The organism is Pseudomonas sp. HN8-3 (genome assembly GCF_020790195.1).
Classification (GTDB): Bacteria; Pseudomonadota; Gammaproteobacteria; order Pseudomonadales; family Pseudomonadaceae; genus Aquipseudomonas; species Aquipseudomonas synxantha_A.
Genome location: NZ_CP086206.1, coordinates 3,343,457 through 3,367,826 on the forward strand (window position 1 = coordinate 3,343,457; position 24,370 = coordinate 3,367,826).

Genomic DNA, 24,370 nt, shown 5'->3' on the forward strand with positions numbered 1-24,370 from the left:
CTTCAAGACAAAAGAACGCGTCACCCTCGGTGTGGATTCATCACCCTGACAGCCCGATAGTGAAAGCCACTGACGTGCTGAATCAATAGCCGATACGCACCGCGACCGCGCTGGCCGCGATACCCCGGCAAATCAAAGCCTCGAATGTTATTTCCGTAAGCGTGCCCTCTTTCCATGGCCCATTCTCTGGATGCCAGCCTGTTGAGGACGTCCCTGATAATTCCCCCATCACGCCCACGCAACTCGTTCAGAATATTTGATTCGTCGATCACAAGGCGTTCCGGCGCTCGACCGGAAGAAGGCCCTGGGCGTTCAGCTGCCGTCACCTCTTCAACTGCGCCAGAACCTCGTCGCCCCGCACTTGCGGCTTTTGTCAGCGGGCGTACTTCGGTAGCTGTCAGCCCGGCTGCCGGCAGTGGGCCAACCCTTTCATGTCGCGGAGGGCGCAGCGTCATCGCTTCAAATCCCAGTCTTTTTAACTCCCGATTCGGGTTTTTGTGTGATTGGGCAGCTTTCAAAGCCGCGTGCTTGCCCTGACCGGGTCCGGTGTAGGCATAAATGCCACCGTAATCATCAGGTATCAATCCGTAGGCGTAGCTCCCGCTGTCGGATTTGTTCACTCGGAACTGATGAAGAAAATCCGCAAACGCAGTGATCTCCTCCTCGCTGGGGTTGGCCCCTTGCAATATATTCCGGGCATTTTCCATGGCCAGTTCTCGATAAACTGCACTGCGCTCGTTTTCCCAGCTCCTGTCAGTTCTTACCTGCTGGCGAACCCACAACGTTGCGCCCACAACTGCCATCATGAATCCCGCGATAGCTATCTGCGCGGCTTGGCTTGCGTCCAGGCCAATGGCTGGCCCAGCCAACACCGCCATGATAATGATGATGACCACTTCAACCAGGGGATTGCGCTGCAAGCCATTGTCATCCACGTAGCCGACAGGGTTGTTCCCGACCATGGCGTACAGGTTCAACCCATCCACATCCCCCGCCGGATCTGCACTTATCCACCGCATCAACCAGGGTGCGTAATACCTGAACCCGTAGTAATACAGGCCGCTGGCGTCTCGCTCCTTGCCCGAGTAACGCCGGTTTTTATAGCTTGCTTCAAGCGCATTCTTCGCGGCCCACCAGGCGGTCGCACCGAACGGGTAATAACTTTCCTGGCTCAGCAAGGCTGCCTTTTCGTCAAGCTCCAAGGTACTGCTGCCCAGGTGATCGCAGAGGCTGAAGCGCAGTTGCTCGTCCACCATGCCCTCGGGGCGCCCCTGTTGCCATTGCAACCCTCTGACCGCAGTGCGCCCGGCCTGAGCAAGCAGCACATTGCGCCATTCACCCGAGGTGCCCTGGCGATGCAGCTCCAGGCCCGGTAGATACAGCACTTCATGGGTATGGGTCTGTGAGCCGGCGTGTGCCACTCGGCGTTTGCTGACCCGCTGGCCGGCGCCGTCGTACACATAGACCTCATCGTCATGTTCGCCGCTGTCACGCAGCACTTGTACAACACGAACCAATTGGTTGCGCACATTCCAGGTCAGCGCCTGCCCACGCGCCAGTTCCTTGAGGTTGCCGGCCTGATCAAAGCGATTGCCCAGGCCGGGCGCCGTCGCCCCCTCCCGCTCGATCACGCTGTGGTTACTGTGTTTACCTGCGCGCATGTGCTGGGTAAAGCCGCTGCCGGAGGAAGGAACATGGCGCATCTGCGTCAGGTTGCCGGCCGGGTCGTAGGCGTAGTGTCGGGTGTAGTTGCGCCAGAGATTGTCGTCCGTGGCCCCGAACGTGACCCTGCCCGGCAGCGCGGATGTGCCGGCGCTACGGGAGTTTTCCCGGCCAGTGGCCTTGATCAATCGTGACAGGCTGTCGTACTCGAACGTACTGACCGCCGCCACCTGAACGTTAGTCGCCCACCGCGTCGGCTGCGCCGCGTCGTGGATGCGCAGCACGTTGCCGACCCGGTCGTAGCGGTATGAAAGGTCTTGCAGGAGCCTACCCGGCGTGTTTTTGAGGTGGGCGCTCAAGCGCATCAAACGGCCATCGGCATCGGCGTACTCGGCCACGCTAACGACGCCATTGCCCGTGCGTTCGGCCAACACCTGCGCCGAGGCGTTGAAGGTGCGCTGATCCACCAAGGTCTTGCGCGCTCCGCTCTTGAAGACTATTTCGCTGTGGGTCAACAAGCCGTCTACGCCGTAACGCGATTGCTGACGATTGCCGAGGGCATCGACCTGTTCCAGCACCTGGCCCAGCGCGCCGTACCGCCAGGTGGTCGTGAATGCCTCAGCCTGCAAGTGTGCGTCGCGTTCACTCTCCGCCAGCGGCCAGTCGGACGCAGTGTATTGTGCGCGCAAACGCCGGGTTTGCACCGTGACGCTGCCCTGTACGTTGTAATGATCGAAGAACAGCGTACCGGCTGGATCATCGTGGCGGATCAAGCGGCCACAGCGATTACGTGCCGCCTCCCGAGACGTCATGCCGGCGTAGGTCATGCGCTCCACGCAGCGCTCTGCCGCTTCGTCTGCGGCACGCTCAAACACCGCCACGGGGCGTAGCAACTGATCGTACTCAAACCGCTGCCGGGCGCCACGGCTGTCCCATTGCTGCACGACCTGACCAGCGCTGCCAGGCAGCATGACCTGGCTACCGGCATCCACACTATCGGTGCTCAGGGGTAGCCCGGTGAGGCTATGGCGATGGGACAGATTGGGCGGCACAGCGTCGTCAAGGCCGTGCAGGTCAGATAGCCTGGGGTCCCATTGTTGTTGCAGGAAGCCCCGGGCGCCGAATACCTGGCGTGTGACATACTCCAGAGGTTGCTGTTGTAGCGTGTTGCGGTGGTAAGCCACGCTACGCACGGTCAACCCTCGCGGGTCGAAAACCGTCAGTGACGGGGTGTTTTGGTGCAAGGAAGGCATAAGCGGATAAACCTGAAAACCAATGGTTCACAAAGCCTAGTCATCCGCTCGAAGGTCGCATGGCAGCGCACCACGCTGTGAAGCGTGCGGGCCTTCCGAATCTCTCGTCAGCGCTTCAAGCCCGACGACTGAACATGCGTCGCAATACCTGAGGCTCGCCTCGCAGCGAATGCACAAGCACCGCGCCGATATGCCCGACAATCAATACCAGCATCGTCCACCCCAGTTCGCTGTGGAAGTCGCGGCCCAGATCAATCATCCACTGCACCTTTTCGCCTTCCAGGCCCTCCATGATCGTCAGGCCAAACGCCGAAAATTCGCGACCGGAGCCGTACTGGCGCAGCAGCCCGATCACGGGGATCAGCAACATCAGCGCATACAGCGCGCCATGCCCGATCGATGACCAGCGGTTCACGCTTGGAGGACGACGGTGCCGGTGCAACAGGTTCCAACTGGTCCGCAGTATCAGCAGCACCAGCAATAACAACCCTGTGGGCTTGTGATAGGGCCACAGCAGTTTGTCCACCGTAGAGTCGGAAGCCAGGTAGTGGGCCACCGCCGTGCAATAGATCCAGGTGAAAACCAGGGCCATCAACCAGTGCAGCGCCCGACTGACAACATCGTAGTGATCACTGGGCAAAGGGGTTGTCTCGAACATCTTCTTCATCGCAGCCTCTTGTGTTTTTGGCGTCGAACGTGAACATCGCACTCTTGCGGGTAAAAAAATACCGTTCCCATCAGCAGTATGAAAAAACAGTTTCATCCTACAAAAAGTTCGCGTTTCTTACGTCGCCTCACGTCATAGTTCGACCAGCACTTCAAGGCACCGGTTGCCAGCCGCTGAAGCCGGCCTGGCGGGTCAACGGGCACCAGGCAAAATCCCCTACCGGGGCAGGCAACACCTGGCGTTCGATATCAACCAGCGGCCTGCCCTTCCAATCGACAACCCGTGTGTCTTGCCAGGCCAGAACCACGCCCTGGGCCGGGCTTTGATCGGTCGTCACCCAGCACGCCGCCGCGGCAGCCATAAAGGTTTCTATCGGCTCGTTATCTATTTGCGCACGGTACATCGAGCCCAGCAGCCAGCGGCAGACGTTCAGATGGTAGGTCCAATCCAACGGCGGCTGATTGCGATAGGCCCAGGTCATAAAGCTGCGGAACAGGTTCAGCCCCTCCGGCGGGTCAAGCTTGAGCAATGCCGGGCAGATATCGAACAAAGTGTGCCAATGGGGTAACAGGCGTGCATCCAGGTGCACAAAGCAACGGGCATTACTCGGGTAGTCGGGCAGCGCGGGCTCCGCGCACAGGCGACGGGACGCCTTGCTGACCAGGCGGCTCGCGCCTGCAGGCAATAGTTGATTCATGGATAGCACCCATAATCGTGACGGCAGAATGCCCCCTGGTCTCAGGAGGCCCAAGGCATACGTCAGAATGCAGGGGAAGCGCGGGGGTTGGCCGAGGGCCAGGAGTAACGCGGTGGCGCCTTGTTGCGCCGCTCATGGCCCGGGCGCGGGGTTTGCCCGAGGCCAAGAAGCCAGGCCAGGCCGATCAGGAATACGATAGCGACGGTAATGGCGTTGCAGACCGGGCAGGCAAAGTAGTTCGAGATGTTGCTGGAACTCGGGTCAGCCAACCCTTTATCGGAAATTGGCAACTGGACACCTTCCACCGAACAGAACAGCCCACCGATGCCATTGAGCTGCTGGCCCATCATCTGACCGTGCCCCAAACCGCAGGCGAACAGGTTCATCAGCACGCAGAAGTACAGGGCCCAGGCGATCAGCGAACGGTCAGAGTGGCGCAATTTCATGGCGGCGACTCTACCACTGAAGCCGCAAAAGGATGAAGTACGGTGCGCCCCTGTGGCAGAACGTCGCAGATTACGCAGGGTGGCCAGGGTTGATAGACTCTGCACCCTTCTCGTTACTCCTTTTCCAAGCCTGATCGGCCGCTTCACAGCCCTGCAGGCGTTTCACAGGATGCACAGTTGATGAGTACGTTATTCACCCGCCGCAAAGTGCTGACCGGCATGGGCCTGTTGGGCCTGGGCAGCCTGCTGGGCGGCTGTGACTACAGCCCCAAACTGAACTTCAAGTACGGCAAGGACCTCAGTGACAAGATCATGGGCCGTACCTTCAAGCTCAAGAACACCGCCGGCGAAACCGTCACCTTGAGCTCGTACCGTGGCCTGATGCCCGTGGTGTTCTTCGGTTTCACCCAATGCCCAGCGGTCTGCCCGACCGCCCTGGCACGCGCCGCCCAGGCCAAGAAGCTGATGGGCCGCGACGGCAAGATCATGCAGGTGGTGTTCATCACCCTGGACCCGGAACGCGACACTCCCGAGATTCTCGACAAGTACGTCAAGGCCTTCGACCCCAGCTTCGAAGCCCTCTACGGCACCCCGGAAGAAATCGCCGTGGCCGCCAAGGAGTTCGGGATCTTTTATGAAAAGATCCCCGCCGGCGACACCTACACCTTGTCCCACACCGCCACCAGCTTCGTGTTCGACACCCGTGGCAACCTGCGCCTTGGCTTGCAGGCATCCCTTACCGCTCAAGAGTGCGCAGAAGACCTGCTCACCGTCATGGAGGTCTGCTAATGACTACCGCTCAATCCCTGAAACGCTTTGCCTTCGGCCTTACCCTGCTCGGCCTCGCCGCCCACGCCAGCGCCCAGGTGCAAGTGCAAGTGCAAGTGACCGACGCCTGGGTACGCGCCTCCGTACCGGGCCAGCCGTCCAGCGGTGCCTTCATGACCCTCACCGCCGACAGCGACAGCCAACTGCTCAGCGTGGCCTCGCCGGTGGCCAAGGACGTGCAGATCCATGAAATGAGCATGAAGGACGACGTGATGCGCATGGGCCCGGTGGACTCGGTGGCCCTGCCGGCGGGTAAAGCCGTCAAGCTCGACCCCAACGGCTATCACGTCATGCTGATGGGCCTGACCGGCCAGATCAAGGAAGGCGACCAGGTGCCGCTGACCCTTACGGTGAAGGATGCCAAGGGTGAAAAGCAGACCGTTGAGGTGAAGGCCAATGCCCGTGGCCTGGACGGCATGGATCACAGCCAGATGGACCATAGCAAGATGCATTGATTGCCCTGTGTAGGCGGTCCTGTGGGAGGGGGCTTGCTCCCGATGGCGGCCTCAGGGCCGACCAGGATGCTGGATCAGGCCGAGTACATATCCGTTATTTAGGTAACGGCTGATATTGGTTCCGCTTTTACAGCGGGTCACTTTCGAAAAGCGCGAAAGTAACCAAAGCGCTCTTGCCCCACCACTCGGCACCTCGCTTAGGCTCGGTGTGCCCGTAATCCGCCATGGATTTGGGGGGCCGCCGCCACGCGCCATCCATGGCGCGGGGCGGCTAAACCGGCATCCCTGCCGGTTTACCCCCCAAATCCCTGTCGAATTCCGGCCAGCGTGGTTTGACGGGGCGCCTAAGATCAAGATCAAAAGCAGATCAAGAGCGGCTCGCTTCGCATCGTGGTTACGGTCGGCTGCTACAGAGTTGTGTAGATATCGATACTTATCGGGAGCAAGCTCCCTCGCCACGGATTCGGGGCCCAGGCGTTGCTCAGGTCATTGAGCAATTGCGCGCTGCATTCAAAACGCCGGCATGACCCGCAGCCGCTTAACCATCGGCACACACGCCAGCACCAACCCCGAGGGTGAGCGATACACCGCCTGCTCATCCCCCACATAACCACACGAGCGGTAGAAACTCACCGCATTCAAGGTGGCGTCCAGCACTACCTTTTCAATCTCCATCTGCCGTGCAATGCCCTCCACATGCGCAAGCATCGCCTTGCCATAGCCGCGCCCAGTGAACGCAGGCCGCACGAACAACGCTCCCACCTCATGGTGGTCAGGATCGAGCATACCGGTAGCGACAGCTTCACCATTCACCCAGCCCAGGTAGAACGGTTTTTCCATCAACACGCTGTAGCCATCACTTGCGCAACCTCGGGTCCAGAGCGCCATTTGCTCCGCGCTGTAGGCGCCAATGCACTGACCGCGAATGGCGTCACGGCGAATCTCGAACGCTCTGTCGGCGTCGTCTGGCGTAGCTCGTTTTATCTCCAACACTGCCTGTTCCTTCCATGACCTCAAATTGCCATTAGCCCATTTGTGCTAATCGACCCTGCCCGCCCGCGGCGCTATATTCCTCGGCACTTCCAACGCTTCCTCAGCACCGCGCATTCATTGCGTGCGGGTTTGTTGCGCGCTGGAAAAACCAAAACAACCCCAAGGAAGACGCACCATGAAACTCCACTCCCCTGTTACTCGCCTTGCCCTGCTGGGCGCCTTGATCATCGGCGTCGCCGGTTGCAGCAATATCAAGCCCACTGAAGATCACCTCAAGAAGCTGTCGGAAACCAACCTGGGCGAGCCGGTTAAACGTATTTCCAATGTGCGCAGCGATTCCATGACCACTTACTATGTCGCCAACACTGCGTCCGGCGAATACAACTGCTCCGTACCAAGCGGGGCCAGCGGCGGTGCATTTGCGATCGCCAGTTTTGGCCTGATGAAACCTGCCGCCTACTGCCAGCCAAAAGGCGCACGTGGCAACGGGCTGACACCGTTCATGCAGTAACTTTTTCCTGGCTGAGGTCACGCAACCTGCCGCGCAGTTCCGCAGGGCGCACCGGTTTGGACAAGATGGCGATCTGACGGTCGTGCAACGCGGCCTGGATTCTCTCCACGTCGTGACCGGTGAGGATCAACGCCGGCACCGCCCAACCGCGTTGCTGGCGTAGCTCGTCGATGCATTCAATGCCAGTGGCGTGATTACCCAGGTCGTAGTCGGCGACGATAATATCGCAGTCGCTGACCAGCCCCTTCCCACTCGACTCAGCCTGCACCTGGCACCCCCATCGCTCCAGCAGCGCCTGGGTGGCAAGCAGCACGTTGTGGTCATCCTCCACCAGGCACACTTTCAGACCGGTGAGCAGACCGGCCTGGCGCACATCGTCGCGCAGCGCCAGTTGACGCGGCGCGGTGGCCAGGGCCAGGCCGTGCAGGCTCACCGAGGTGCCCTGGCCCAACCGCGAACGCAGGCTCACCTGCATCCCCATCAATTGCCCCAGGCGCTTGACGATGGACAGCCCGAGGCCCACGCCTTCGACATCCTTGTCACGCAATTGGCGCACGCGATAGAACTCTTCGAAGACCTTTGACAGATGCTCCCGTGCAATCCCTCGCCCCTGATCATGCACCTCTATGACCAAGCCGTTTTCACGACTACGCACGCCGATCAGCACTGGCCGCTGCGCGCCGTACTTGAAGCAATTGGAGAGCAGGTTTTGCACCATGGTTGCCAACATGCCCGGGTCCACCCGTACCCAGTGAGTGCAGGGGCGCAAGCGCAACTCCACGCCGGCCCAGCGTGCGGCCTCGGCATTCTGGCGCACCAGGTCGGCGAGAAAGTCGCCCAGGTGGATCACCTGGTATTTGGGCAACAGGCGACCGTTGTCGAGGGTGTAGAGGTCGAGGATCGAACGGAACAGTTGCGACACGTTGAGCAGCGAGCGATCGATATTGTCCACCAGCCGCCGCTCGTCATCCCCCAACCGTGCTTCGCGCAGGCAGGCGGTGAACAGGCCAATGGAGTGGATCGGCTGGCGCAGGTCATGGCTGGCTTGGGCGAGAAAGCGGGATTTTTCCAGGTTGGCGGCAATGGCTTGTTCCGAAGCCTTGCGCGTGCGCTCCAGAAGGATATGGGCGTACACCGGGATCACCGTGCTGGTGATCATCAGCATCAACACCATGAACGGTTGCGCCTGCCACAGCGGCGTAAGCTGGTACACGATCAGCAGCGCCAGCAACGCCAGCCCCGTGGCAATCGCCAGGTAGCGCGACCCGTAGCGCATCCCGTTGCCCAGGTTCACCCAGACCATCACCGCATACAGCGGCAACGCCGCCTCACCACCCACCACCAGGCCGAACGACGTGCCGGTGTAGTCGTGGATCATGCCGAAGATGCGCCGCGCCGGGTAATGCCCGGGCCAACGTGCGATCACCTGGCGCAACACGATGGACGCCAGCAGGAACCCGAAGATATACAGGATCACCGGCAGGTAGGTGTCCAGCGACTGCCCGGGCAAAAAACCCAGTACGCTGATATACACAATGGCGATGGTGGCCACCACGATGCGCAGGTTAGCCTGATCGAGTTCGGAGTTGGTCTCGGGACTCATAGTCATATCCTTGACAGATCATCTTTGGAAAAGGGGCCCTCGGCCCGCTGGTAAAGTAGCATGCCTCGACACCACCTTGCCCCAGGAAGGAGCTCACCATGACCGGCCGGATCATCATCGCCGACGACCACCCGATGTTTCGCGAAGGCATGGCGCGCACCGTGCGGCGCCTGCTACCCGACGCCCAGGTGCAAGAGGCCGGCGACCTGGCCACGGTGAATGCGCTGCTGTGCGAGCCGAGCGAAGTCGACACTCTGATCCTCGACCTGCGCTTCCCCGGCCTGACTTGCATCAGCCAACTGGCCGAACTGCGCCAGCAACTGCGGCGCACAACGTTGATCGTGGTGTCGATGGTCGACGACCCGGCGCTGATCGAACAGGTGATGGCCCTGGGCGCCGACGGTTTCATCGGCAAGAACATCGCCCCCGACGACATCGGCCAGGCGTTGCTGGCGATTCGCGCCGGCGAAGTGCTGGTCAAGTTCGCGCCTTCGGGTCTGCTGCCGCTGGACACCCACACCCTCACCACCCGCCAGCAGGAAGTGCTGCGCCTGATTGCCCAGGGCAAGACCAACAAGGAAATCGCCAAGGCCCTGGATATTTCGCCGTTTACCGTGCGCATTCATGTGTCGTCATTGCTGCGCAGTTTGAATGTGCCGTCGCGGGCGGCGGCGGCAGTAAAGTATTCCGGGGAATTCTAGGTCGTCCAAATGTGGGAGGGGGCTTGCTCCCGATGGCAGTGGGTCAGTCCAAGATGCGTTTACTGACACTCGCTCATCGGGAGCAAGCCCCCTCCCACATTGGACTGAGTCGCATCAGTCAGGCCTGCGCTCTGCATCCGATATTTCAGTTGAACCTCACACCTTCCCCTCCAAGCAAATGGCCTTGTTGTGCCATAAGCTCGACGTTTGTTTATGATGTTGCCTTTCGCTCAACGCCCTGGAACCACCCATGCCCACCCTTACCCTGCGTACCGCTCTGCCCACCGACGCCCACCGCTGCTTTGAAATCGAAACCAGCGCATACGAAGGCGACGAAGCCGCCACCCTGGAAAAAATCACCACGCGCATCGCCCAGTATCCCCAGGGCTTTTTGATCCTGGAGGCGGATGGCGAAATCGCAGGTTTCATCAATTCCGGCTGTGCCCACAATGTGGTGATGTCGGATGAGGCATTCAAGGAGTTGGTAGGCCATGTGGCCGAGGCGCCGAATGTGGTGATCATGTCGGTGGTGGTCGACCCGGCACATCAAGGCAAAGGCTATGCAAAAAAACTGATGACCGCGTTCGTGCAGCGCATGGCAGCAATGGGCAAGCAGACGATTCACCTGATGTGCAAGCACCAGCACGTGCCGTTGTACACCCGCATGGGCTACACCTATGTGCGTCCTTCGCCGTCGGATCACGGTGGGATGGCGTGGCATGAAATGGTGAGAACTGTCTAAGAAAGGTCATTCCATAACTGTTTCCAATCGTGAAACAAGCGCACACCACTGAGCCGTCAAATGTATTTCTACAAATGAAAACCTGAGAACCAACGACGCTTTCTTACATCCAGCCTGACTCTGCTGCCCCTTTTGCCGGATTGCACCTATCGCCACTCTCACTATTTGGAAACCCGCGACCACAGCGGTTTCACTCGGTTACATTCACCCGAATGGGCCGCATTGAGCGACTGCTCATGGCGCTGTAGCCTGCGAAACGCCGAGCCGGGACCACGTCCTGGCGGGTCAATATCCCAGCTATCAGAGAGGTGCAATCGTGTCTTCAATCAATGGTTCCAGCCCATCTTTCCCTGCATACCAACCCGTTGACAACGGCAGGATCGACAACGACAAAGCCAGATACAACCCCAAGGAAGAAAACCAGATTGGGGACGATGCAGAAGTGTCCGATGGCAAGGGCGGCTGGAAGAACATCGGCGACGAATACAGGGCCCACGCCAACCGTAGTCGGTTGGATCAGAACTTCCTGCCTGCGGACGAAAAGGCCGTCGACAACTCTCAGGTCAACACTGCCCGCAGCCAGTTAGATCGCAACTTCCTGCCGTCGGATGAAAAGGCCGTTGAAAACGCTCCAGGCAACGCCAACCATGACCCCATTGATTTCGAAATCAAATCCGATGACAAGGGCGATTGGGTCAAGGCGTAATACTGCAACCGGCTGTTTGCGGTCCAAACCGTTGTGCCCCCCCATGGCATTGCCAAACACGCGCTTGCCATGGATGGGGTTCGAAAGTGTGGGGATCGGCTACCGCGTCACCAACTGCCGGAAGCCCCACCGCCACCACTGGAACCACCGCCACCGGAGGAACTGTCACTGGCGCTGGAACTGCTGGAACTCGAACTGGAGCCGCTACCCGATCCCGTCCCTTCACCGACCTTGCCGAAGATGATCAGCGCGACAAACGATGCGATGGGAAACGCCAATAGCCAGCCGTCGCGGCCGCCGTCAATCACCCACCCTGCCACCACGTACACGACTACCGCCGCCAGCAGTCGCACACTAAAACCTGCACGGCTGGTGCGCCAGGTCTGCCTCATGATCAGCAGTAGCACCAGGTACAACCCCAGCACCACCAAGACGCCCAGTGGCCACAGCAGCCAATGGATGAAACTGACGTCCACGTACTGGTTTGCCACCACCAACCCGAGGATATAAGCCAGCAGCCCGATTACGCAGTAAAACAGCGTACGCACCTGCCACAGCGCGCCGAATATCGCGCCGCCTATCAACAGCGTCAGCGGCATGACAAACAGGAACATCGGCCACTCGCGACCGCCCGCCAGCAGCGTCAGCAACAGCGTGGCCGCCACGGTGACGATCAACGCCCGGCGCCAATGCAGCTTGCCGGCAGCGATCGCCACGCCGCCCAAGCCGCCCAGGATAAACGCCACCAGCAACGCGATAAATTGAGGGTTGATCCCGGCGCCCACCAATGGCGGCAAGTCACCGCCGTCCACCAGCACGGTCAGGGCGTCCACGCCCTGTTGCACACCGCCGGCAAAATCACCCTGGCGAAACGCCGGGGTGATCTGTTCTTCAATAATGCGATGGGCCAGCAGGTCGGTGACGATGCCTTCCAGGCCGTAGCCCACTTCAATGCGCACTGCGCGATCAGCCCTGGCCACTACCAGCAGGATGCCATCGTTGACGTCCTTGCGCCCCAGCTTCCAGGCGCGAAACAGTTGGTTGGCATAGTCTTCGATAGCGGCGCCGCCCGTGGTCGGCACCAGCAACACCGCGACTTGCGCGCCCTTGCGCGTTTCAAGGTCGCCAAGCTGATTTTTTAAGCGTTGGGTGGTGGTTGCGTCGAGGGTGTTGGTGAGGTCAATCACCCGCTGGTCGAGGGCGACCCCGATCGGTGAAGTGTCCGCCTGGGCTATGCTCAGCACGCCCAGGAGCACCAGGGCCAGCAAACCCGAGACCTTTTGACGCCAATTCCCTATCATGTTTTGTTACCTGAGGTTTCTTCCTTAAGCTGCCGACTTTACCTTATCGACGTATAACGCGTGACCCCAGGTGCGCGACTATCTAAACTGCGGCCTTACCCCGCATAGCAAATTGCCAGCTACGAGAACGCCATGGACCTGCGCTACCGCAACAATGTGAATGTGATGGGCGACGGTCCTTCGACGCTGGTGTTTTCCCACGGCTTTGGCTGCAATCAAGCGATGTGGAACCAGTTGACGCCGCACTTTAGCCAGCGCTTTCGCGTGGTTCTCTACGACCTGGTCGGTGCGGGCCGGTCGGACCTCAGCGCCTTCGACAAAGCCAAATACCTGGCCCTGGACGGCTACGCCCACGACCTCAACGAGATTATCGACGCCTACGCCCAAGGCCCGGTGATCCTGGTGGGCCACTCCGTCAGCGCGATGATTGGCACCCTCGCCGACCGTTTTGTCCCCGGGCGTATTGCTGCGCACGTGATGATCGGCCCATCGCCGCGCTATATCGACACTGACGATTATGTTGGCGGCTTCAAGCGCGAGGATATCGACGACCTGCTCGACACCCTCGACAGCAACTACTTGGGCTGGTCGAGCGCGATGGCCCCGGTGATCATGGGCGCGCCGGACCAACCGGCACTGGGTGAGGCGTTGACCGAGAGCTTTTGCCGCACCGAGCCGGACATCGCCAAGCAATTTGCCCGGGTGACCTTCCTTTCGGATAACCGCCAGGATGTAGTGGGCCTGACCACTGCGGTGTTGATCCTGCAATCGACTGACGACCTGATCGCCCCCGTAGCCGTGGGTGAATACCTGCACCGCGTGCTGCCCAACAGCACTTATTGCCTGGTGGAGAATGTCGGCCATTGCCCGCATATGAGTGCACCCCAGGCGTGCGCAGCGGCAATGGACCGGTTCCTGACCCCTTGGGCGCCTGCCGATGCCCGCTGACGCGTTGTTCGACAGCGCCGCCTGCGCCCTGGCCGTAACCCACGAAGACGGCACGATCCTGCACGTCAACCCGCGCTTGAGCGACTGGCTCGGGTTCAGCGCCGCTGCGCTGCAAGGGCGGCGCTTCCAGGACCTGCTGACCATGGGCGGGCGGATTTTCTACCAGACCCACCTGGCACCGATGCTACGCATGCACGGCAGCGTCACCGAAGTGAAGCTCGACATCCGCCATTGCGCCGGGCACAAAGTGACCGTATTACTCAATGCCAACCAGCGCCGGCAGGCCGACGGCGTGGTGCATGACCTGGCACTGTTCGGCACCACCGACCGCGACAAATACGAGCGCGAGCTGCTCAATGCACGCAAGTTGGCCGAAGCGCTGCTCCAGGAAAAAACCGCCACCGAGGTCGCCCTGCAACAGGCCCAGGCCGAACTCAGCGCGGCCTATGCGGTTGCCCAGCGCCGGGCGTTGTTTGCCGAACAGATGGTGGCGATTGTCAGTCATGACTTGAAAAACCCCCTTACCGCCATCCGCATGGCTTCGGACTTTCTGCAGCGCGGCGAGCGCACGGCCAAGGAGCGCCAACTGCTGGGGCATATCGGCCAGTCAGCCGAACGCGCCCATCGCATGATCGCCGACCTGCTGGACTTCACCCAGGCACGGGTCGGCCAGGGCATCACCATCAAGGCGGTGCCGCTGGATTTGCACGGCGTTATTCAACATGCGGTGGATGAATTGCGGGTGGCCTTTCCCAGGGCCACGCTGGTGCATCAGGCCGAAGGCAACGGCCAGGCGTGCCTGGATGCCGACCGAGTGCAGCAGATGATCGGCAACCTGGTTGCCAACAGCGTGGCCTATGGCGACCTGCTGCAACCGATCACCATCACCTCGCGCCTGGGCGACAACGCCTGCGCGGTCGCGGTGCACAACCATGGCCTGGCGATTCCCGAAACACTGCTGGCCGGGTTGTTCGAGCCCATGACCCGTGGCACCGACCAGGGCAGCGATGTGCGCAGCGTCGGCCTCGGCCTGTATATCGTGCGCGAACTGGCCAAGGTGCATGGTGGCGATGTGGCGGTGACGTCCTGCGCCACGGCCGGTACTACGTTTACCGTGACGTTCTAGCCCAGGTATGCGGCGCCCTGCATGATCGGCTCGACACGGCCGGTCAAGATCACCCCGCCCTGCCCGTCCCACTGCACCGTGACCGTACCGCCGTCGCATTCGACCTCCACGCTGTCATCGAGCAACCCGCGCCGAATCCCATTGACCACCGCACCGCAGCAGCACGAACCGGAGCCCAACGGCACCGCGCCGCCACGCTCCCAGATGCGCAGGCGGATACGGCCACGGCTCAACACCTGCACAAAATGCACATTGGTCTTGGCCGGGAACAGCGGGTGAGCTTCAAGCGCCGGGCCCACCGCCGCGACATCGATGGCAGCGATGTCTTGCACAAAAAATGTGCAATGCGGGTTGCCCATGCTGCAGGCCGCCGGGTTACCGTCCATGGGCAGCACGCGGGTGTCCATCGCCTCGGCCAGCGGCACCGCCGCCCAGTCCAGCGACGGCGCGCCCATGTCCACCGACACGCGCTGCCCGTCGACGCGTGTGCACGTCAGCAAACCGCGGTCGGTGCGTAATACGACGGTGTCGATGCCGGTCTCGTGCATCAGGCGGTCGGCCACCCCGCGAGTCGCGCTGCCGCAGGTTGGCAGCCGCGTGCCGTCGGGGTTCCAGAACTGGACATGTGCGGCGGCGTCTCCACAGTCGAGTATCACCGCCAACTGATTGAAACCGATACCCGAGCGGCGGTTGCCCAGGCGGGCGGCGACCTGTGCAGTGATGGGGTTGTCCTGGCCACGGCGGTCGATGATGATGAAGTCGTCGCCATGGGCGTGCATCTTCACAAATGGCAGGGTCATGGGGCGCAGGTCCTGTTGTCGAAGTGAAGCAGTTCTAATAACACTGTAGGAGCGAGCTTGCTCGCGAAAATAGTGAAGACCACACGTTTTACCTGGAAGTACGCGTTATCGTTGACGTTTTTCGCGAGCAAGCTCGCTCCTGCAAAGAGTTGATGACCATGCTTATCGTATTCAGCGGTCTGCCCGGCAGCGGCAAGACCACCGTTGCCAGGGAACTGGCGCGACAGACCGGCGCGGTTTACCTGCGTATTGATGTGATCGAACAGGCGCTGCGCGATGCCGCCGTATTGGCGGGGGATGTGGGCGCCAGCGGCTACAGCGTGGCCAATGCATTGGCGCTGAGCAATTTGCGCCTGGGGCATCGGGTCATCGCCGATTGCGTGAACCCGGTCAGGGAGAGCCGCCAAGCCTGGCAAGCCGTGGCGACGGCAGCGCAGGTTGAACTGATCAATATCCAGGTGGTGTGTGCTGATCAGCACGAGCATCGGCGCCGTGTGGAAAGCCGCGTGGGCGATGTTCCCGGTCTGGCGCCGCCGACCTGGCAGTCGGTGCTGGTGCATGAATATGAATGCTGGGATGAGCCGCCGTTCAGGCTCGATACGGCGCAGAGGACGCCCGCTGAGTCAGTTGCAGCGATCCTCGCCCATCACCAGTTTTTTCCCGATAACACCGGTTCAGTTGGGGAAGTTGCCGCGCAACGCCTCCAAGCCACCGCTGTAGACGCCGGCAAATAACTCCTCCACCGCCGCATCCGTGGTGCCCGCTGCCGGAGTGAACACGCCGGACCAGGTGACTTTCGCCGACGACTCGGTCAGCGCTTCAACCTGCACGGTCGCCAGATACGCGCTCACCGGAAACGGCGATTCTTCAATCGTGTAGCTGTAAATGCGCGCCACGTTGTCAAAGGTCTGCAAACGCTCGACGATCTGGCCGCCGTCAGCGGTGGTCAGGTGACGCACACGGCCACCTTCGCTCGGCTCGCTCTTGGCGATAAAGGGCAGCCAGTCGGGCAGGCTGTTGAAGCCGCCAATCAGTTGCCAGACCTGGTCGGCTGATGCCGGGATTTCAATTACTGAAGACGCTGTTGCCACGATAAATACTCCAATCAGGGGAAAAATCAGATCGCCATGCTGTCGACAACGCCACCGTCTACGCGCAAAGCGGCACCGGTAGTGGCAGACGACAGCGGTGAAGCAATGTACGCCACCAGGTTCGCCACTTCATCCACATTGGCTGCACGCTGGATGATCGAGGTGGGCCGCGCATTACGCACGAACACATCGGCTTCTTCCCGCGCACTGCGCCCGGACTGGGCCGTGGCGTCCTTGAGCATCTGTTCCAGGCCGTCGGTAAAGGTCGGCCCCGGCAAAATCGCATTCACCGTCACCCCGGTGCCTGCCAGGCGCTTGGCCAGGCCGTGGGAGACCGCCAGGTTGGCGCTTTTGGTCACGCCGTAGTTGATCATGTCGGCCGGCGTCGCCACCCCGGATTCCGACGACACAAAGATCACCCGCCCCCAGCCCTGCTCGACCATGCCCGGCGCATAATGGCGCGACAGGCGCACGCCGGAAATCACATTGACCTCATAGAAGCGCGTCCACTCACTGTCTGGCGCCTCGAAGAAATCCACATCGTTGAAGATGCCGAGGTTGTTGACCAGGATATCGGCGCGAGGTTCGGCGGCGAACAGTTTCTCGGCGCCCTCCAGGGTGCCAAGGTCGGCCACCAGCCCACGCAGGTCAGCGCCGGGCACCCCTTGGCGAATGCTGGCCAAAGCGTCGTCGACCTTGCCCGCGTCCCGCCCGATCACTACCACCGTTGCGCCGGATTGCGCCAGGGCCTGGCTGATGCCCAAGCCGATACCGGCAGTGCTGCCGCTGACGATGGCTACTTTGCCGCTCACATCAATTTTCATGGTTAGCTTCCTTAAGATTAGAGAGGCAAAGGCACACGATCCGAAATCAGTCGGGCCTCGCGTAGCGCTTGCCAGAAGGCTGCTGGAATCTGTTCTGACAACGCCGCAACGTCTTCGGCAATGCGCCCCGGACGACTGGCACCGGGAATCACCGCCGCCACGGCCGGGTGTGCCAGGGAAAACTGCAGCGCCGCGGCTTTCACACTCACGCCAAATGCCTGGGCAATCGCCTTGATCTGCTCGACCTTGCTGATGATCGCAGGCTTAGCGGGCTGGTATTCAAAGTGTGCGCCGCCGGCGAGGATGCCAGAGCTGTACGGGCCGCCGACCACAATTTCAACCTGCTGGGCCAAGGCGGCGTCCATCAGGCGTTGCAGTGCGCGCTCGTGGTCCAGCAGCGTATAGCGGCCGGCGAGGAGGAACCCGTCGGGCTGCGCCTCAGTCAGGTCCAGGGTCAGTTCACACGGCTCGACGCGATTGACGCCCAGACCCCAGGCCTTGATCACACCCTCCTCGCGCAAGCGGGTCAGCACTTTGAAGGCGCCGGTACGGGCCTGGTTGAAGTAGTCCAGCCACTGGTCGCCGTAAAAATCCTGGGCGATATCGTGAATCCACACGATGTCGAGGCGATCGGTTTGCAGGCGCTTGAGGCTATCGTCAATGGAGCGCAGGGTGGCATCGGCGCTGTAGTCATTGAGGATTTTATTCGGGCGGCCGTGTTCGAACACGCCGCTTTTTTCGCCAAGGTCACGGGCGCCGGTTTCGACTTCATCCAGAATCACCCGGCCGACCTTGGTGCTGAGCACGTAGTCATCACGGTTGTAGTGGGACAGGGCCTGGCCCAAGCGGATTTCCGACAGGCCCGAGCCGTAGAACGGCGCGGTATCGAAGTAACGCACGCCGTGCTTCCAGGCGGATTCGACGGTGGCCTGGGCTTCGTCTTCAGGGATGGCGCGGAACATATTCCCCAAGGGTGCGGTGCCAAAGCCCAGTACGCCGGGGAGTTTGTCTGTCAAGCTCATGGTGAGATCCTCAATCGGTTGGTTGTGACCGTTGAGCAGATGCTAGATTGCGTTAATCAGACCGTCCAAGACATACTGCGACCAACTTGAGTCCTTACAGGTCTTACATGATCGATCTACGCCAACTGCGCTACTTCGAAGTGGTCGCCGAAGAAGAACACGTCGGCCGCGCCGCCGAGCGCTTGCACATCTCCCAATCGCCCCTGAGCCGGCAGATCGCCCAGCTGGAGGAACGCCTGGGCCTGACGCTGTTCGAACGCAGCCAGCAGCGCATCCGCCTGACCCGCGACGGCCAGACCTTCCTGGCTGAAACCAAGGCGCTGCTGACCCATGCCAACCGTCTGGAATCGCTGGGCAAGCGCCTGGGCCGTGGGGAAGAAGGCGGCCTGTGCATCGGCTATATCGAAAATGCCATGCACGCCGGTGTTCTGCCCAATGCCTTGCGCATACTGCGCGACGATCGCCCCACCGTGCATATCAAGCTGTATAACCTGCCCTCCCTCGAACAGTTGGAGGGCCTGCGCCAACGCAGTCTGGACATCGCCCTGGTAAGCGAGCCCCCCGCCGACGACGATCCAGACCTGAGCGCCTTGCAGGTGCTCGACGACCCGATGCTGCTGGCCCTGCCCGAACAGCATCCGCTGGCCCGGCAACGCGAACTGCTGCCCGAACACCTGGCCGATCAACAATGGATCGGCGTGCAGCGCAAACCCGGCGCCCACCCGGCCGATGACTTCATCGCTGCCTGCATTCGTGCCGGTTTCACCCCACAGATTCCCATGGAAGCCAGCGAACCCTTTACCGCACTGGGCCTGGTGGCGTCAGGGCTTGGGGTAGCGATGGTGCAGAAGGGCCTGAGCCGCAATGCCCCGCCCGGCGTGGTGTTGCGAGAGTTGCCGTGGCTGACCTACACCACACCGCTGTGGGCGGCCTGGCACCGCGTTAATTTGCGACCGCTGGTGGAGACGTTTCGCAAGGTGCTGACTGAACCTGAGGCTAGTGAATAAGGCGCCCAGTACAGCAATTGCCTGCGCCCTTTGTGTGATCAAAGCACCTCCCGCAACCGATACCACAACATTCCCAACGCCAACAGCGGCGAGCGCAGCGCCTTGCCGCCCGGGAAGGTCATGTGCGGCACCTGGCTGAAAATATCCAGCCCGCGACTTGCACCCGCGTGAATCGCTTCGGCCAACAGCCGTGCGCACCAGTGGGTCACGTTGAGGCCATGGCCGGAATAGCCCTGGGCATAGAACACATTGGGGTACTGCTTGAGCCGCCCGACCTGGGGAAAGCGGTTGGCGGTGATGCCGATCTTGCCGCCCCACTGGAACTCGATGGCGGTGTCGGCCAGTTGCGGGAACACCTTGAGCATTTTCGGGCGCATGTAAGCGGCGATGTCCTGGGGGTCGCGCCCCGAGTAATGGCAGGCACCGCCAAACAGCAGGCGCCGGTCGGCGGACAGCCGGTAGTAATCCAGCCCGACTTTCTGGTCGCACAGCGCCAGATTCTGCGGAATCAATTGCTCGGCCATCGTTTCCGGCAACGGCTCGGTGGCGATGATGTAGCTGCCCGCCGGCAGCACCTTGCCGCCCAAGCGCGGCTCCAGGTTCTCCAGGTGCGCATTGCACGCCAGCACCAGATGGGCGGCGCGCACGCTGCCACCGGCGCAACGCACCTGCACAGTGTTGCCATGGATCAGTTCCAGCACCTCGGTCTGTTCAAAGATCCGCACCCCGAGGGCCTCGGCCACCTGCGCCTCGCCAAGCACCAGGTTGAGCGGGTGCAGATGCCCGGAGCCCATGTCGACCAGGCCTCCGGCGTACACTGTCGAGCCCACCACCTGGGCCATGTCCTGCGCGCCCACCAACCGGGTTTCAGGGGCATAGCCCATGGCCGCCAACTGCGTCTGTTCATTCTTGAACGCGGCGAATTGCGCCGGGGTGTTGGCCAGTTCACAAAAACCCCAGCGCAAGTCGCAATCGATACCATGCTCGCCGATGCGCTCGCCCACCAACGCCACCGAGTCGATACCCGCTCGCGCCAGATAGCGCACGCCCTCCTCGCCCACGTATTTGGCAAACCCCGAGACATCATGACCGATACCCCGAATCAACTGCCCACCGTTGCGCCCGCTGGCCCCCCAGCCAATGCGTCGGGCCTCCAGCACAATCACCGAGAGCCCGCGCTGGGCCAGTTCGATGGCCGTGTTGACCCCGGTGAACCCGCCGCCGATCACACACACATCGACGCTCAGATCAGCGTCGAGTGCAGGCCGCTGCGGCATGGTGTTGGCTGTCGCGCGGTAATAGGACTGCGCATGTTCGTTGGACTGAATCATCGGTTGGACTTCACTTTGCTCCAGGCGCGGGTCATCACGCGCATGGTCGCCGGCGTGGGCGTGGTGGAAATGTAGAGTTTGTCGAGGACTTCCTGGGGCGGGTAAACCTCAGGATTGTTGACCAGTTCCGGGGCCATGAACGGCTTGGCCGCCGGGTTGGCGTTGGCGTAGCCCACCGAGGCGCTGACCTTGGCGATCACTTCGGGTTCGAGCAGGTAGTTGATGAACGCGTGGGCCTCTTTGGGGTTGGTGGCGTCGGCAGGAATTGCCAGCAGGTCGAACCACAGGTTGGAGCCTTCCTTGGGAATCGAGTACGCAATGTTCACCCCGTTTTTGGCTTCCTTGGCGCGGTTGGCGGCCTGGAACACATCGCCGGAATAACCGAAGGCCACGCAGATATTGCCGTTGGCCAGGTCCGAGATGTACTTGGAGGAATGGAAATAAGTGATGTACGGCCGCAGCGTCAGCAGCTTGGCTTCGGCCTGCTTGTAGTCCTCGGCGTTCTCGCTGCGTGGGTCCTTGCCCATGTAGTTGAGGATCGCCGGAAACAGCTCATCCGGCGAATCAAGGAAGGCCACACCGCATTCATGGAGCTTCTTGAGATTGTCCGGCTCGAACAGCACCGCCCATGAATCAATGCGCTCGATACCCAGCACCTGCTTGACCTTGTCGACGTTGTAACCGATGCCATTGGTGCCCCACAGGTACGGCACCGAGTGCGCGTTATCCGGGTCGTTCTGCTCCAGCAGCTTGAGCAACCGGGGATCGAGGTTCTTGAAGTTTGGCAGTTGCGCACGGTCCAGCGTGAGGAACGCGCCAGCCTTCACTTGCCGCGCCAGGAAGTGGTTGGAGGGCACCACCACGTCATAGCCGGTGCGCCCGGCGAGCAACTTGCCTTCCAGGGTTTCGTTGGAGTCGAACACGTCGTAGACCACCTTGATCCCGGTGTTGGCCTGGAAATCCGCCAAGGTGGTTTCACCAATGTAGTCGGTCCAGTTGTAGACGCTCACCGTCGACGCTGCCTGGGCGCTGGCGCTGAATGCCGCCGGCAGTACAAGTGCAAGTGCCAACGGCAGAAACTTGTTCACAAGACGCATATCGTCACCCCTTTTATCGTTGTTTTAGACGCTCAACAGCAGGAATTCACGTTCCCAGGAACTGATCACCCGCTTGAAATTCTCATGCTCGGCGCGCTTGACCGCGACGTAGCCGCGCACGAATTTTTCGCCCAGGTATTGCTTGACTGTGTCGCAGTCTTCCATGCGTGCCAGGGCATCCTCGAGGGTGAACGGCAGGCGCAGGTTGCGGCGCTCATAGGCACGGCCTTCCACCGGCGCACTGGGCTCGATCTGCTCGATCATGCCCAGGTAGCCACACAACAAGCTGGCGGCGATCGCCAGGTAGGGATTGGCATCGGCACCCGGCAAGCGGTTTTCCACGCGCATCGCCTCGGGGCTGGAAGTCGGCACGCGCAGGCCGACGGTGCGGTTTTCTTCACCCCATTCGACGTTGACCGGCGCCGAGGTGTCCGGCAAAAAGCGCCTGAACGAGTTCACGTTGGGTGCAAACATCGGCAGCAGCTTGGGGATGTACTTCTGCAGGCCGCCGATGTGATGCAGGAATAACGGGCTCATGTTGCCGTCGGCATCGACGAACACCGGTTTTCCGGTGGCAATTTCCACCACGCTCTGGTGCAGGTGCATGGCGCTGCCGGGTTCGTCGGCCACCGGTTTGGCCATAAAGGTCGCGGCGACATTGTGCTTGAGCGCGGCCTCGCGCAGGGTGCGCTTGAACACAGTGATCTGATCGGCCAGGTTCAGGGCATCGCCGTGACGGAAGTTGATCTCCATCTGCGCCGGGCCGTCTTCGTGGATCAGCGTGTCGAGGTCCAGGCCCTGGGCTTCGCACCAGTCGTAGACGTCTTCGAACAACGGGTCGAATTCGTTGGCGGCATCGATGGAAAATGACTGGCGCCCGGTTTCGGCACGCCCCGAACGACCGATGGGGGTTTTCAACGGCAGGTCCGGGTCTTCGCAGCGCTGGGTCAGGTAGAACTCCATTTCCGGCGCGACAATCGGCTGCCAGCCCTGGTCGGTGTACAGTTGCAGGACTTTTTTCAGCACATTGCGCGGCGACAGTTCAATCGGGTTGCCCTGTTTGTCGAAGGTGTCGTGGATCACGATGGCGGTGGGCTCGATGGCCCAGGGCACCACGTAGGTGGCGTTGGCCACCGGACGGCAGATCATGTCGATATCAGCCGGGTCCAGCAGGTCGTAGTAGATGTCGTCGTCGACAAAGTCCCCGGTTACCGTTTGCAGCAGCACACTTTCCGGCAGGCGCATGCCTCGCTCATGCAGGAACTTGTTGGTGGGTGCAATTTTGCCGCGCGCAATGCCAGTCAAGTCACTGATCACGCATTCGACTTCGGTAATCTTGTGTTCTTTCAGCCAGGTGGAGAGCTGATCGAAGGGGGCATTCATAAGGACCTCGTCTTGGGTGGGATGCGGCGCCGGCTTGTACAGTCGACACATTGAGGTCTATCTTGGGCCGGCCTTGAAACGGCATCTATCCACTTTGCACGCAGTACAACGCACCAATAGAGTGCGCACGGATCCCCCATGACACAGGCAACCGCTTTGCGCGTACAGGCCTTCGCTACCGGCGATGTGACCGCCCAATGCAGTGCGACACCCGGTTGGGTGCAGCACTACCAGCAAATGTCCCCCGGGCATTTCGCCGGGCGCGTGCGCTACCTCGACCTGCAAGGCGTGCAGGTGTACGAAGAATGTATGAACACCCGCGTGGAACAGCACTTCAACGCGCCGCCAGGCTCGCTGTCGTTCTGCTTCGATGGCAGCGACAACGCGCTGTACCTGCTTAACGGCGAAAGCCGCAATACCTGGATCACCCCGCAGAACTACCGCGAAGTGGCGGTGGTGTTCGGCCCGCAGTTCGTGCAGCGCCATGGGCTGGACATGGCCAGACTGGAAGGGTTGTTCATGGCGCCACTGGCCTGTCAGCAAAACGCGCTGTTCACTCGCTGGCTCAGCGGTACCCTTACGCGCCTGTCGGCACTGACCGACCCCATCAGCCGTGATGCCCTGACCCAGCAGTTGCTCGACGATTGCCTGTTTATCCTCGACAACGCCTGCGTGTGCCTGGACGGCAGTTCCTTGCAAAAACGCAATGAAGAACGCCGGTTGATGGCGCGTATCGGTGAATGGGCGGCGGATGCTCCGGATGAAACTGCCAACCTGCTGGAACTGGCGCAGATTGCGGGTGTGCCGTTGCGCCAATTGCAACAAGGGTTCAAGACCTACACCGGGATGAGTCCGGCGCAGTGGTTGCGGTTGCGTCGGTTGAATGGGGCGCGGCGGGAGCTATTGAGTGGCGCGGATACCACCGTGGCCGAGGTGGCGATGAATTGGTCGTTCTGGCATCTGGGGCGGTTTTCCAATAGCTATCGAGCACTATTCAAGGAACTGCCCAGCGAAACCCTCAAGCGCTCACGTTGAAACGCATTCAAAAAGGTGGGAGGGGGCTTGCCCCCGATGAGGGAGTGTCAGCCAATACATCTGGGGCTGGCCCACCGCCATCGGGGGCAAGCCCCCTCCCACCTTTAACCAGACCGAGTACATATCCATTGTGCTGTAACG

Annotated in this window: 25 protein-coding genes; 11 read left to right on the forward strand and 14 right to left on the reverse strand. The window is 61.1% G+C overall.

Annotated features, from left to right (window positions below; all coding sequences use genetic code 11):
- Positions 1–20 precede the first annotated feature (20 nt).
- The 4 genes from LJX92_RS14595 to LJX92_RS14610 form a co-directional block, all read right to left on the reverse strand.
- A complete protein-coding gene (locus LJX92_RS14595; RefSeq protein ID WP_228308474.1) occupies positions 21–2,915 on the reverse strand; it encodes an RHS repeat-associated core domain-containing protein in 2,895 nt (964 codons plus the stop codon).
- Between the two features lie 115 nt (positions 2,916–3,030).
- A complete protein-coding gene (locus LJX92_RS14600; protein ID WP_032880778.1) occupies positions 3,031–3,582 on the reverse strand; it encodes a cytochrome b in 552 nt (183 codons plus the stop codon).
- A gap of 151 nt (positions 3,583–3,733) precedes the next feature.
- On the reverse strand, positions 3,734–4,279 hold the full coding sequence (locus tag LJX92_RS14605) for a putative natural product biosynthesis protein (RefSeq protein ID WP_228308475.1): 546 nt from the start codon (positions 4,277–4,279) through the stop codon (positions 3,734–3,736).
- Between the two features lie 62 nt (positions 4,280–4,341).
- A complete protein-coding gene (locus LJX92_RS14610) occupies positions 4,342–4,725 on the reverse strand; it encodes a DUF2946 domain-containing protein (RefSeq protein WP_228308476.1) in 384 nt (127 codons plus the stop codon).
- 180 nt (positions 4,726–4,905) lie between these two features.
- Here LJX92_RS14610 and LJX92_RS14615 point away from each other — a divergent pair, with 180 nt between their 5' ends.
- Entirely contained in the window at positions 4,906–5,514 is a 609-nt protein-coding gene (locus tag LJX92_RS14615) for an SCO family protein (RefSeq protein ID WP_032880776.1), read from the forward strand.
- Positions 5,514–6,008 carry a copper chaperone PCu(A)C gene (locus tag LJX92_RS14620; protein WP_228308477.1) on the forward strand — a complete coding sequence of 165 codons (495 nt, stop codon included), beginning with the start codon at positions 5,514–5,516 and terminating at the stop codon, positions 6,006–6,008. Before LJX92_RS14615 ends, LJX92_RS14620 begins: the two co-directional genes overlap by 1 nt.
- Positions 6,009–6,518: 510 nt before the next feature.
- Here the strand turns inward: LJX92_RS14620 and LJX92_RS14625 are convergent.
- On the reverse strand, positions 6,519–7,001 hold the full coding sequence (locus LJX92_RS14625; protein ID WP_228308478.1) for a GNAT family N-acetyltransferase: 483 nt from the start codon (positions 6,999–7,001) through the stop codon (positions 6,519–6,521).
- Positions 7,002–7,176: 175 nt separating this feature from the next.
- On the opposite strand from LJX92_RS14625, the gene LJX92_RS14630 reads away from it, so the two are divergent.
- Positions 7,177–7,512, forward strand: a complete 336-nt coding sequence (locus LJX92_RS14630; RefSeq protein ID WP_032880773.1) for a hypothetical protein — start codon at positions 7,177–7,179, stop codon at positions 7,510–7,512.
- Here the strand turns inward: LJX92_RS14630 and LJX92_RS14635 are convergent.
- The gene (locus LJX92_RS14635; RefSeq protein WP_103734957.1) at positions 7,502–9,115 is read right to left on the reverse strand and encodes a hybrid sensor histidine kinase/response regulator; all 1,614 of its coding nucleotides are present in this window, start codon (positions 9,113–9,115) and stop codon (positions 7,502–7,504) included. The genes LJX92_RS14630 and LJX92_RS14635 overlap by 11 nt on opposite strands.
- A 98-nt stretch (positions 9,116–9,213) precedes the next feature.
- Here LJX92_RS14635 and LJX92_RS14640 point away from each other — a divergent pair, with 98 nt between their 5' ends.
- The 3 genes from LJX92_RS14640 (at position 9,214) to LJX92_RS14650 (ending at position 11,264) form a co-directional block, all read left to right on the forward strand.
- A complete protein-coding gene (locus LJX92_RS14640) occupies positions 9,214–9,816 on the forward strand; it encodes a LuxR C-terminal-related transcriptional regulator (protein ID WP_032880771.1) in 603 nt (200 codons plus the stop codon).
- Between the two features lie 250 nt (positions 9,817–10,066).
- On the forward strand, positions 10,067–10,558 hold the full coding sequence (locus tag LJX92_RS14645) for a GNAT family N-acetyltransferase (RefSeq protein ID WP_032880770.1): 492 nt from the start codon (positions 10,067–10,069) through the stop codon (positions 10,556–10,558).
- Positions 10,559–10,874: 316 nt separating this feature from the next.
- Positions 10,875–11,264, forward strand: a complete 390-nt coding sequence (locus LJX92_RS14650) for a hypothetical protein (RefSeq protein WP_228308479.1) — start codon at positions 10,875–10,877, stop codon at positions 11,262–11,264.
- A gap of 107 nt (positions 11,265–11,371) precedes the next feature.
- Here LJX92_RS14650 and LJX92_RS14655 read toward each other — a convergent pair whose 3' ends face one another.
- Positions 11,372–12,565, reverse strand: a complete 1,194-nt coding sequence (locus LJX92_RS14655; RefSeq protein ID WP_228308480.1) for a TPM domain-containing protein — start codon at positions 12,563–12,565, stop codon at positions 11,372–11,374.
- 132 nt (positions 12,566–12,697) lie between these two features.
- Here LJX92_RS14655 and LJX92_RS14660 point away from each other — a divergent pair, with 132 nt between their 5' ends.
- Positions 12,698–13,513, forward strand: a complete 816-nt coding sequence (locus LJX92_RS14660) for an alpha/beta fold hydrolase (RefSeq protein ID WP_228308481.1) — start codon at positions 12,698–12,700, stop codon at positions 13,511–13,513.
- The gene (locus LJX92_RS14665; RefSeq protein WP_032880766.1) at positions 13,503–14,639 is read left to right on the forward strand and encodes a PAS domain-containing sensor histidine kinase; all 1,137 of its coding nucleotides are present in this window, start codon (positions 13,503–13,505) and stop codon (positions 14,637–14,639) included. Before LJX92_RS14660 ends, LJX92_RS14665 begins: the two co-directional genes overlap by 11 nt.
- On the opposite strand, the gene dapF is transcribed toward LJX92_RS14665, so the two are convergent.
- Positions 14,636–15,439 carry a diaminopimelate epimerase gene (gene dapF, locus LJX92_RS14670; protein ID WP_228308482.1) on the reverse strand — a complete coding sequence of 268 codons (804 nt, stop codon included), beginning with the start codon at positions 15,437–15,439 and terminating at the stop codon, positions 14,636–14,638. The two genes, LJX92_RS14665 and dapF, sit on opposite strands and share 4 nt — an antisense overlap.
- A gap of 158 nt (positions 15,440–15,597) precedes the next feature.
- Between dapF and LJX92_RS14675 the strand changes: the two genes are divergently transcribed.
- Positions 15,598–16,173 (forward strand): AAA family ATPase, encoded by a 576-nt coding sequence (locus tag LJX92_RS14675; protein ID WP_050549418.1) that lies wholly within the window; start codon positions 15,598–15,600, stop codon positions 16,171–16,173.
- Here LJX92_RS14675 and LJX92_RS14680 read toward each other — a convergent pair.
- From LJX92_RS14680 to LJX92_RS14690, 3 genes are read right to left on the reverse strand one after another with little or no spacing between them, the layout of a single operon-like run.
- Complete coding sequence (locus tag LJX92_RS14680; RefSeq protein WP_032880764.1) at positions 16,114–16,530, reverse strand: SRPBCC family protein; 417 nt, start codon at positions 16,528–16,530, stop codon at positions 16,114–16,116. The two genes, LJX92_RS14675 and LJX92_RS14680, sit on opposite strands and share 60 nt — an antisense overlap.
- 26 nt (positions 16,531–16,556) lie before the next feature.
- The gene (locus tag LJX92_RS14685; RefSeq protein WP_032880763.1) at positions 16,557–17,354 is read right to left on the reverse strand and encodes an SDR family NAD(P)-dependent oxidoreductase; all 798 of its coding nucleotides are present in this window, start codon (positions 17,352–17,354) and stop codon (positions 16,557–16,559) included.
- Positions 17,355–17,371: 17 nt separating this feature from the next.
- Positions 17,372–18,376: an aldo/keto reductase gene (locus LJX92_RS14690; protein ID WP_228308483.1), complete on the reverse strand. Its 1,005-nt coding sequence runs from the start codon at positions 18,374–18,376 to the stop codon at positions 17,372–17,374.
- A 107-nt stretch (positions 18,377–18,483) separates the two neighbouring features.
- On the opposite strand from LJX92_RS14690, the gene LJX92_RS14695 reads away from it, so the two are divergent.
- Entirely contained in the window at positions 18,484–19,383 is a 900-nt protein-coding gene (locus LJX92_RS14695; protein ID WP_223018830.1) for a LysR substrate-binding domain-containing protein, read from the forward strand.
- A 38-nt stretch (positions 19,384–19,421) separates the two neighbouring features.
- Here the strand turns inward: LJX92_RS14695 and LJX92_RS14700 are convergent, their stop codons facing one another.
- From LJX92_RS14700 to LJX92_RS14710, 3 genes are read right to left on the reverse strand one after another with little or no spacing between them, the layout of a single operon-like run.
- Entirely contained in the window at positions 19,422–20,714 is a 1,293-nt protein-coding gene (locus LJX92_RS14700; protein WP_228308484.1) for an NAD(P)/FAD-dependent oxidoreductase, read from the reverse strand.
- Positions 20,711–21,811, reverse strand: a complete 1,101-nt coding sequence (locus LJX92_RS14705; protein ID WP_228308485.1) for a polyamine ABC transporter substrate-binding protein — start codon at positions 21,809–21,811, stop codon at positions 20,711–20,713. Before LJX92_RS14705 ends, LJX92_RS14700 begins: the two co-directional genes overlap by 4 nt.
- 24 nt (positions 21,812–21,835) lie before the next feature.
- Positions 21,836–23,194, reverse strand: coding sequence for a glutamine synthetase family protein (locus tag LJX92_RS14710; protein ID WP_032880758.1), 1,359 nt, complete (start codon positions 23,192–23,194; stop codon positions 21,836–21,838).
- A gap of 138 nt (positions 23,195–23,332) precedes the next feature.
- Between LJX92_RS14710 and LJX92_RS14715 the strand changes: the two genes are divergently transcribed.
- Positions 23,333–24,229 (forward strand): helix-turn-helix domain-containing protein, encoded by an 897-nt coding sequence (locus LJX92_RS14715; RefSeq protein WP_078821166.1) that lies wholly within the window; start codon positions 23,333–23,335, stop codon positions 24,227–24,229.
- The last annotated feature ends 141 nt before the right edge of the window (positions 24,230–24,370 follow it).